The sequence below is a fragment of the Bacteroidota bacterium genome (assembly GCA_018692315.1).
GTDB lineage: Bacteria > Bacteroidota > Bacteroidia > Bacteroidales > JABHKC01 > JABHKC01.
In genome coordinates this window covers 1-10,614 of the sequence record JABHKC010000211.1, presented here as the reverse complement: position 1 = coordinate 10,614, position 10,614 = coordinate 1, and the positions used below count along the sequence as shown (strand labels likewise).

Sequence of the window (10,614 nt, the reverse complement as noted above, 5' to 3'; positions counted from 1 at the left end):
TTCACAAATTGAAACATCTGAACCTAAATCAACAATTGGCAAATCATCAACAGTTACAAAAATAGCATCGGAACTTTCGCAACCATTTGCATCAATTACAGTAATTCCATAATTTCCAGAAGTATATACTAAAATGGATTGTGTTGTTTCACCGATTGACCAAAGATAACTATCAAAGGCGCCGGGATTTAAAATTAGTTCTTCGCCTTTGCAAATATTAATATCCGGTCCTAAATCTGCATAATTAGTCGAGTAGTAAAATAACATAAAATCATCCGTAATTATACAATTAGATGAATCGGTAACCGTAACCGAATACAAGCCTGGAGTTGTTATCTCAATTTCTTGAGATACCTCATTTGTATTCCACAAATATGTAGCACCATTATTTCCAGCATTTAATGTATAAGAATCTCCAAAACAAATAAAATTGGAAAATCCTAAATCTAATTCAGGGAGAATAATTTCAATTGAGTCACTATTTATACAACCATTTACATCTGTTACAGTTACACTATATGTTCCTGCATCATTAACAATAAGATTATTATTTACTGAATTGTCAGACCATAAATAATCGCTAAATACAATATTTGTATCTGGGTTTAAAGTTATAGATTCATTTATACATATTTCAATTGTGTCATTTCCTAAATCTAATAAAGGTAGGCTGTTTACATATAGGTTAGTTACAATTATTGAATCACAGCCTTTAACAGTTGTTAAAACATCCTCGTAAGCTCCAGTATCTGATTGGTCGGCTCCTCCAACAAAATAAGTTTCTCCTTCGCAAATTTCAACATTAATATTAGTTGTATAAACAGGATTTACTGTTAAATTTGTAATTATTGTTGAATCACAGCCTTCAACAGTTTGTAAAATGTCATTGTAAACTCCGGAAATCGTTTGATATGCTCCAGCAACAAAGTAAGTTTCTCCTTCGCAAATTTCAACATTAATATTAGTTGTATAAACAGGATTTACTGTTAAATTTGTAATTATTGTTGAATCACAGCCTTCAACAGTTTGTAAAGTGTCATTGTAAACTCCGGAAATCGTTTGATATGCTCCAGCAACAAAATAAGTTTCTCCTTCGCAAATTTCAGCATTAATATTTGTTGTATTAACAGGATTTACTGTCAAATTTGTAATAATTGTTGAATCACAGCCATCAATAGTTTGCAAAGTATCATTGTAAACCCCAGCAACTATTTGATCTGCGCCACCCACAAAATACGTTTCACCATCACAAATTGCTACATTGAGATTTGTAGTATAAACCTGATTTACAATTAAATTTGTAATTATTGTAGAATCGCAACCTTCAACTGATTGCAGAATATCTGTATATATTCCTGAAGTTGTTTGATCTGCTCCTCCTACAAAATAACTTTCGCCTTCACAGATTTCAACATTAATATTTGTTGTGAAGGCTGAATTTACAATTAAATTCGTGATTATTGTAGAATCACAGCCATCAATTGTTTGGAGTAAATCTGTGTAAATTCCTGAAACTGTTTGAGTTGTGCCGCCTACAAAATATGTTTCGCCTTCACAAATTTCTACATCAAGATTTGTTGTGAAAACTGTATTTACAATTAAATCAGTTATTATTGTTGAATCACATCCATCAACTGTTTGAAGTACATCTGTGTATATTCCTGATATTGATTGATCTGCTCCTCCTACAAAATAGCTTTCGCCATCGCAAATTGCTACATCAATATTTGTTGTGTAAGCTGAATCTACAAATAAATTTGTAGTGATTGTTGAATCACAGCCATCAACTGTTTGAAGAACATCGGTATAAATTCCTGTAACTGATTGTTCTGCTCCGCCAACAAAATAACTTTCCCCATCGCAAATTTCAATATCAACATTTATTGTGTAAACAGGATAAAAAGTAAGACCAATAATATTTGAACTATCAATAATGGTATTTGAACTGTCAAGCAAAAGAACTCTATAATAACCACTTATGTTTGCATAATAAATTATATCTGAGCTATTTAAATATTCAAAGGTAGTATCTGTACTAACAATTCCGATTTGCCACTGGTAAGAACTATCTGTGAAATTGCCCGGATTATCAATTTGTAATTCTACAGGATCTCCTTCGCAGCTTGTTGTGCCCAAAGATGTTATTTGTATTTGAGAATTTGCACTATTTTGTATCAAAAATGATAATAAAAAAATAATAATAAAAGGATAAATATTTTTCATAATTATTAGATTTTAAAGTGAATAATTACAGTTGTATGCAGTATGAACTTTGACAAAGTTTTCAACTTTGTCAAAGTTGGAAAATGAAGATTCGTAAAAAACAAAACTATTTCTAATTAGTATCAGTAGTTTTTGGTTTCTCTGAACTAAAATCTTTGATAAATGAAAAATTATATGCAACACCTACTGAAAAAGTTGTAAAATTTACATTGTTATCTGAGATATCAAATAATTCATTTTTCTTAAAAGTATTAGTAAACTGGTATTTCGCAAAAATATCAATTTTTTTGAATGTTGCCTTTGCGTAAATACTACAATTGAACTTGTTTAATAAATCGTAGGTTTTTGAAATATTATTAAGGTCTGAATTGAACATTTCTATATTATTATTCACTTTTCCCTTTAAGATGTTATCAGATACTGCATTTGTTGCTTCAATTTGTTTTTTTTGATATATCATATCAAAAAATGGCAAATATGATAGTTCTACCCCAAATTTTAAATTATCAATTACTAAATACTCAAATATTCCATTTATATAAAGATAATTCATTGAGTTTTGAATATTTGTCAAAGAATCAGAATAGCATAAATAGTTTTTTTCGTCTTCTTTTTGCAAGGAAAAATTGTCAAGTCCGAAATAATAATTATGTGATAATATTCTATAATTCATACCAATTCCCCAATTATAATTTTTATGGCAAACCAAAAAATCTAATCCAAAATCATGGGATTTTATAAAATTATTCTTAAAAGTCTGTGAGGCATTTATTGGTTTTGAGTATTTTGGACAGAGTTTGGCATAAGCTTTATTATAATCTGTTGGGATTGAATCAATTATTTCTTCTATAACAGAGATGTTTTTAGAATTAGTTTTAATACTGCCGTATATTTGATCATTGTTTGTTTTATTTGAAGAGTAAAACAACTTTTTATTAATATAATTTGTTAAACTATCATCAAGTTGTTTTAATAATAAATCATGTGAATCAATTCGTTGTGAAAAGCTTTTGTAATCAGGAGGAAGTTGATATGTAGGGATTGGTGTTTCTAATTTAGTCTGAATTTCAACAAGAGTTTTGTTAATGTCATCAATTTCATTAGAATTATTTAATTTCTCTATTTTATCCTCAAGTTCTGAAATTCGTTTTTTGAGGTTATTAATGTCCTCGTAATTTGTGTTTGAATCCTCATTTTGTGAAATAATATCTTCAAGTTCTAAATTTCTTTCCCTAAGTATTTCCATCTCTTCAGAACCAAAATCTGAAGTTTCAGTTAATGAATAAGTTACTTCTTCATAATAATAAGTCTTCATATTTTTTAATAACAATTTTATATCTGCATCAATTTTTTCAAATTTATAACCTGTATATCTATAAATTTGATTTGTAGATGGTCCATAAAGAAAGGAGGTCGGAAACATTGTTACACCTTCCATATAACCCCATTGTTTAGTTGAATTTCTATTTTTATATTTTTTATCTTTTGCATCTTTTGACATCATTAAAAAGAATAAATCGACCTTCTTCATATCATAATTAGCATTTCTTAAATCTTCTTTCATGCGATCACAAGGGGCACACCAATGGTTTGAGATTACAAAAAGAGAAATTTTCCCTTTTTGTGCATATGAGGAAAAATCAATCACTTTATCATAAATTGGAATATACTCAATATCTGCATAACTAAAATTATTGTTTAGTATAAAGAGAAAAAGGATTAAATATTTTGTTTTCATAATATTTTTCATTATTTAATTTCTTATTAGTTTATACAGTGTAAAAAATAATTATTTCGAATTATCTTCAACAAATATTCCATCAATGCAATCACAATCTTCAACATTATATAATTTCATATCATTATGATTGTCATTTTTGCTAGATTGACAATTCCTGCCATTTATAACAAAATTTTCAATCGAATTTTTTTCATCAAATTCGTTTTTAAATTTTTGAGTTTTATATGTTTCATCACAATATTTGCATTTATGATATCTTGTTGGTTCAAATGGTAAACCTTTGCACCAAAATTGCTTTTTAATAATATAATGTTTAAAATCCATATCCATAAAAATAGCATCACCATTAAAATCATTAACTACCAATTGCTCTTCTCCTCGCCACGTAATAGGAATAAATTTAGCCTGAATAGTATTAGAATGATTTTTGATTTCCACTGCCGTACCTACTGCTTCAGCATGTGATAAGTATTTTTCTCCATGTTTATTAAATATATAAAAAGTAGGCCATTCACAGTCCACTTCAAATTTTTTATTATACTTTTTTAACTCATCAAATTTATGTTTTGACTTTCTTATTATTTTATCCGGTTCTTTAATAAGATCATCAGTAAGACCAATTGCAATGCAATTTGTATCATCACAAATAACTTGTGATTTACAAATAATGCTAATTGAAATAAAAATACTTATTAAATATATTATCTTTTTCATAATTTGTTAATTTTTAGGTTTACATTTATTATTGATTATTTCAATTTCTCTTTTTGAATTATTAATGAATGATTGATATTTTTCTTTTTCTGTTATATTATATTCATTTGCTATCTTTTTCTCATATAATTCAATCATTTTTATATAAAAATCTTTTAAAAAATAAGCAAATACACAATTGTTTGTTTTTTTGTAGTATTTATAAACTATTTTATAATTTTCTTGACTTTTATTAAGTAATTCCTTTTTGTTATTATTAGAATTAATAATTTGAGATAGATAGATATTCATATCAATTCCAAATTGACTATATTTTATTATTTCTTGCAAGGAATCAATTTTATGAGATAAACTTACATCCAAATTTGTCTTTTGAGTTTTAGATACAATTTCAAAAGAATCAATAATATTTTCGAGTTTATTAATTCTATCAGACATTTGATCTTTATTTTTTTTATTTTTTTCAAAACTTAATTTCAAACTGTCAATAGTTTTTTTTAAACTTTCAATTTCTTTATAGAGTTCATTACTTTCTTCCAATAAAGTGTAATTATTATCTTCTATTTGGCTATCTTCATTATTAATTTTTTGCAATCTTGCATTTTCTTTTTTTATATTTTCTATTTCTGAATACTGTTGCTCATTCTCTTTCAATAAAATATAGTTGTTTTCTTTTAATTTGGATACTTCATCAGCAATTTTTTGTAAATCAATATTTTCTTTTGTTAACTGTTTACTATCTTTTCTAAATTCTTTTATAAGATTATTCAAAGAATCTACTGCCAAATTTACTTTCTTCGGTGTGAAATACGCTAACATATAACAATGATAACCTTTTCTTTTTGGATTTCTATCTTGTACATAATAGGTTATTAATTCAGAAAGTGGTATTATTTCATTAATTCCTTTACTTTTAAGTTGATAGAAAGAATTATGTAAAGATTTTGTATCTACCTGGGTACTACCACCAGATGTAGCAGTTATTGATATTTTAGCAAAATTTTTCAGGTAACAATCATATCTGGCATTTTCAAATGCTTGTTTTCGAGCACCTTCAGGTGTTGGCCAATGATTTATTTCATTACTATCATTTGTACTAGACGCACGAAAACAATTATCATAATAAAATTCACCATCTGATAAATACTTTTTGAATTTTCTTTTATCCTTTTCAGAAATATTATTTAGTAATTTAAACCAATCTGGCATAGGAATTTCGTCTTCTGCAGAATTATAAGTTGCATCTATTTTGTGTTTTTTTTGTGAAAAAACTGTAAGACTAAATAAATAGATTAGTAAAATTGTAAAAATTATTTTTCTCATGGCAAATTAAGTTATAAGTACCGAAGCATTAATTGCTTCGGTACAAATATACAAACAAATTCAGTTTAACCTTGTTTCTCCAACCACTTTTTATACCAAAATTCAAATTTCATATTTGGATTCTCATTTTGAATTTTGGTTAAAGATTTCATTCTTCTATCCAATTCATCTTTTCTTAAATAAACCAGCATATAACAATGGTATCCTTTTTCTTCGGGGCATTTGTCAAATATCGGAATTTGTTTAAGTACTGTTAGAGGCGAAACTCCATTTACATCTTTTGTCATAAGATTATAAAATGATTCGGTAAAACTTTTTTTATCAATTACAGTGCTACCACCTTCGTTTGCCTGCACAACAAATTGATCAATATAGGTGTCAAAAGCATGTTTTCGTGCATTTACCCATGCGTTTTTTCTTGCATCTTCAAATGTTGCAGTTTTTTCTGCAAGATTATTACCGGTCAATTTACTTGATACAGCCACACAGTTGTTATAGCTAAACTCTTTAGTTTTTATTTGCATATGCTTTGCATACTTTTTAATTTCGCTTTTTCTAAGACAATTCAAATCCTGCATAAAACAAGGAATTGGTTCAGCTTCTGCTTCTTCTCCACACGAGTTATAGGTTATGGTTTCAATTGTCTTACTTGATCTCCCTTGTGAAAAAACATTAGTTGTAATCAACATAGTTGCAACTATTAAAACACTAAAATAATTCAAATTTCTACTTTTCATGATTTCTAAATTTAATTTGTTAATAAATATTTAATTAAAATTAATGACTTTAGGTGTCATATTTTTATATTCAATCATTATCATTCCGGTTTTTGCACCTATGTAAGTAGGGTCGCATATGTAATATTTTTTTTCGTACAAGAGAACAAAATCTCCAGTTTTATTGCTTAAATTAATTGCAGTAGCTATATGGTCTATATAATCTAATCCTACAATATCAAAATTTGTATAGTTTTTTACGAGTTGCGCAAACAAAACGCTACGGTCTTCGCAATCGGCATAGGGAAAATACAAACATTCGTCGGCAAACATCCATTTTTCGTAGCCAAATTGTTTGTCGTCTTTTTTATAATCAATAGAATAGTGCATGAACTCTAACAGTATATCAACTTTTTCGGCTTCTGTTTTGTTCGACAAATATTTTTTAAACGACTCATCAAAAGTGTTTATAGTAAGTTTTGATAGCGGGCTCGAAAAATAAACCGAAAGTTCTACCGCAGGATAAGTGCTATAAAAATCTATCAAATTTTGGTTGAATTGCACATCAAAAGGGTTATCACGAAACTGTAATGTACGTGTAATAGTTTTATTTCCTAATATTGGAAGTTTATCTAATCGAAACGAAACATTTTTTGTTGTTGTTGGGTAGCTTGCTTCGTGAGAAATTATTGTTGGAAATTCAGTTATTTTATCTCCAAAAGGAACAATATAGTATTTTTTGTTTTCAAATTCGTAATAATTTGTGCTATACATTTTCTCTTGAGAGTGGCAAAGCAGAAATACTTTTTGATTACTAAATCCTATTTTTACATCAAAATTGTTCTTCAGCATTGCAAACCACACAAAAAGGCGTTGTTGTGCAGAATTATCGAAAAATTTCTCCGATGCTTTTTTTAAGAGTACAATAAAAGCCCAGTCGTTAAGGTCTAAGCTATCAGCCGTTTGTTTCAAGCTAATTGATGTTTCGCACAGTTTTTGATTAGATGAAGCAAAATCGAAATAATTGTTTATATACTCTTGCGAAATGGTTTCGTTATTCCGAACCTCATTTTTCGAATAAAATATTGGAATTTCTAAACCAAAATATCTGATAAATTCTTTAATTTCATTTTCTGTAGGTTTTTCCTGAATATCTTCTAGTGAGTTATTAAATAAGGTATCTATTGGATTTTCTTCAATTATTTCTTCTTCTGTGGAAATAGTTTCTTCCGTCATTTCTTCTAATTTCTTTTCATCAATTTCAAAACTATCTGCTTTAGTCTGTTCATTATTTTCTTTGTTTTCAATTTGGATTGTGTCTTCAATTATATCAATAATACTATCTTTTGGTAATTCATTTTCAGGTTTTTCTTCTTTTTGATTTTCATTTTCAGAAACTTTTGGAGGCAAATCTGGTTTTGGTTTTACTATTCGTTCGCTTCTATACAATTTGAATTCTCTCCACGAATTTTCTAAGTATTCTAAAAATAAGGAATCGTTTTCTGATTTGAATGCTTCAAACTCTTGTTGTGATTTTTTCGAAAAATCTTCAAATTCATTTTGAATTTCTTGTTTATATTTTTCAAATTCGCTTTGCGAACTGTCAACTTGAGCAACAGTGTTTCCAAAACTCAATATTGTAATTGCTATTATCAACAAACTATAATTCAAATATTTCATAATCTTTTTTTTTTATTATTCAACAATAAAACGGCCCCGCATATTACATGTGCTAATTTGCCAGAAATAGTTACAAGATTTTAATTTTTTTTCTACAAAATGTTGTTTTTTGTTTAAATCAACCTTAGCGTGGTAAACAAGTTTTTTATTGTTATCATATATTTTTACTATTCCTGAACTTGTTTTTTCTGTTTTCCATTTCAAAATCAAACTATCTGATTTGTGGAATTTCTGATTGTTTATTGGTTCAATTATTTCAATTTCCTCGAAACGATTAAAATTTGCTTTTACTTCTCTTTTTAGTAGTTGCGGTTCAGAAAGTGATTCTTTATTTTTAGCTTTCGATAAGTTAGCAAAATTTTCCTTTTCTATAACTTTCGATTTATTTGTTTTTTTTGCTTGTGAAATATTCTCATTATTATTTGTAGTATTTGATTTTTTGTTTATTTCAATTTGCTGAATATCTGCAATTTGTGGTTCAGTTTTTTGGTTTATGAAACTAAAATACAAACTAAATATTATTATTATAGAAGCGGCAACAGATGGAATGTAAATTTTATACATTCGTTTTCGTTTATAGTATTTAATAACATCAGCTACCTGAATTTTTGTTTTCTCGTATTCAATAGTTTTTTCCATTAAATAATTGAAATCTCCAACGATTTTATTCTTATATTCTATTTTGAGTTCCATAATTTGTTATTCATTTAGATTAATTAATAATTAATATTTCATTATCCGGATCTGTTTTAATTATTTTTATCAATTTTTCTTTGGCTCTTTTATATTTCACTCTGGCATTTTCAACAGTAATTCCAAGTTTTTTTGCAATCTCCTTATATTTTATATTATTCGTTTTTTTATTTTCAGGTAAATTGTTCAAGCCAAATCTTATATCAATTATTCTTTGTTCTTCGGGATTTAGTTGGTTTTTATATTCAAGTAATTTACAATAAAGTTCCTCTTTGTCTAATTGTTCTTCCATTATCATTTCAAAATTATTTTCTTTCAGTATTTCTTTTGTCTGTCGTAACTGTTTTAAACAAATATTTTTGCATACTCCATAGAAAAAAAAGTTTATCTTGTTAATATCTTTAATTTTGTTTTCTCGAATACTCATTAAAAGAATTATTAGTCCATCATGAAAAATATCTTCCGGATTTAAAATGACATTATGAAAACTCCTTACTAAAGTATTTATGTTTTTTCTGTTTTCTTTATACATTTTTTCAATAATCCTTTTTTCTTTTAAGTCTTTTTTTTTCGACTTTCTAATAGATAGTACCATTTGTTGCAATTGTGTTACATTTTTTTTGAAAGTATTGCACAAAAATAGAAAAACTATTGGAGTTTTATTAGAATATCTGAATTTTTTATATCTTTGTAGAAACTTTCAATAAGCTCTATAAAATGCAAAAAAAAGCGATTAATAACCTAGTTTATATTCTTATAATAGTTTTTTAGAAGAAATTATTATTAACCGTTCAGACGTCAATTCAATAATACTTTCTGGAACTTTTGATAGCTTAGTTTATTTTGCAGATAATACATTTTATTATGCAGACTTTAGTAATGCAAAATTTAATTCTGTAGTTAGTTTTCAAAATTGCAGATTTTCAAAAAAAGCAGATTTTAGTAATTCAAAGTTTTCAAAAATTATATTCTCAAATTCAACAATGCCAGACATATTAGATTTTTCAAATGTAAAAATCACCGAAGAGGTTGATTTTTCAAAAGCAAAAAAAGTGGATTCAATTTGTAAAATAAATATATATGGTACAGATATCAGCAAAATCAAGCTTCGATATGAAATGTTCAAGCTTTATTTTCCAAAAAAAGATAATATTCCATTTGAATTGCAAGCAAATGTTTACGAACAATTATTAAATAATTTTAAAAAGAATGGTTATATCAGAAGTTATGAAAAATTAGATAAGGAGTATAAAGAGCTTTATTATATCGAAAAGGGTGGTATGTATAAAATAGTTAATTTATTTCAGAAATATTGGTGGGGTTATGGATATGATAAACTTTCTATTTTGTTATATACAATTGGATTTTTCGTTTTCTTTTGGAGTAACTACTCAGTATCAAAGATAGAATGAATTTTTCGGATTTTTGATTTATTTTTGAAACTCAAATGTTATTAACAATTTCTGTGTGGTTATTAACAAATTTTTGATACTATTTCTGAAAATGAAAAAAATGCTATATTTA

9 protein-coding genes are annotated in these 10,614 nt (G+C 26.8%); 1 reads left to right on the top strand and 8 read right to left on the bottom strand.

What is annotated here, in order from left to right; translation table 11 throughout:
- From HN894_15580 to HN894_15545, 8 genes are all read right to left on the bottom strand, one after another.
- Positions 1–2,223: hypothetical protein (locus HN894_15580; protein MBT7144743.1), on the bottom strand; the 2,223-nt coding region annotated here is incomplete at its 3' end.
- A 112-nt stretch (positions 2,224–2,335) separates the two neighbouring features.
- A complete protein-coding gene (locus HN894_15575; GenBank protein MBT7144742.1) occupies positions 2,336–3,961 on the bottom strand; it encodes a thioredoxin fold domain-containing protein in 1,626 nt (541 codons plus the stop codon).
- 51 nt (positions 3,962–4,012) lie between these two features.
- Positions 4,013–4,678, bottom strand: a complete 666-nt coding sequence (locus HN894_15570) for a hypothetical protein (GenBank protein ID MBT7144741.1) — start codon at positions 4,676–4,678, stop codon at positions 4,013–4,015.
- 6 nt (positions 4,679–4,684) lie between these two features.
- Complete coding sequence (locus tag HN894_15565) at positions 4,685–6,001, bottom strand: hypothetical protein (GenBank protein MBT7144740.1); 1,317 nt, start codon at positions 5,999–6,001, stop codon at positions 4,685–4,687.
- 65 nt (positions 6,002–6,066) lie between these two features.
- Positions 6,067–6,738, bottom strand: a complete 672-nt coding sequence (locus tag HN894_15560; protein ID MBT7144739.1) for a hypothetical protein — start codon at positions 6,736–6,738, stop codon at positions 6,067–6,069.
- A gap of 30 nt (positions 6,739–6,768) precedes the next feature.
- Positions 6,769–8,397 carry a hypothetical protein gene (locus HN894_15555; protein MBT7144738.1) on the bottom strand — a complete coding sequence of 543 codons (1,629 nt, stop codon included), beginning with the start codon at positions 8,395–8,397 and terminating at the stop codon, positions 6,769–6,771.
- 15 nt (positions 8,398–8,412) lie between these two features.
- A complete protein-coding gene (locus HN894_15550; protein MBT7144737.1) occupies positions 8,413–9,090 on the bottom strand; it encodes a hypothetical protein in 678 nt (225 codons plus the stop codon).
- 19 nt (positions 9,091–9,109) lie between these two features.
- Positions 9,110–9,685, bottom strand: coding sequence for a sigma-70 family RNA polymerase sigma factor (locus tag HN894_15545; GenBank protein ID MBT7144736.1), 576 nt, complete (start codon positions 9,683–9,685; stop codon positions 9,110–9,112).
- 181 nt (positions 9,686–9,866) lie between these two features.
- Here HN894_15545 and HN894_15540 point away from each other — a divergent pair, with 181 nt between their 5' ends.
- Entirely contained in the window at positions 9,867–10,502 is a 636-nt protein-coding gene (locus HN894_15540) for a pentapeptide repeat-containing protein (protein MBT7144735.1), read from the top strand.
- Positions 10,503–10,614 lie beyond the last annotated feature (112 nt).